General features: G+C 67.4%; 1 protein-coding gene. It reads right to left on the reverse strand.

Annotated elements, in window-relative coordinates; all coding sequences use genetic code 11:
* A partial coding sequence (locus tag OO54_RS41220) for an HAD family hydrolase (RefSeq protein WP_033213031.1) occupies positions 1–218 on the reverse strand: 218 nt, incomplete at both ends.

Raw genomic sequence — 218 nt, forward strand, 5'->3', positions numbered from 1 at the left:
AGGAAGTCGTCGACCCCCGCCTCCTCGGCGATCGCCTTCGCGGTCAGCGGGTTGTCACCCGTGATCATGATGGTCTTGATGCCCATCCGGCGCAGTTCGTCGAACCGCTCCCGCATGCCCTCCTTGACGACGTCCTTCAGGTGGATGACGCCGAGGACCCGCGCGCCCTTGTCGTCCTCCAGAGCCACCAGCAGCGGGGTGCCGCCGGCCTGGGAGAT

Source organism: Streptomyces wedmorensis, assembly GCF_000716445.1.
GTDB classification, from domain to species: Bacteria; Actinomycetota; Actinomycetes; order Streptomycetales; family Streptomycetaceae; genus Streptomyces; species Streptomyces wedmorensis.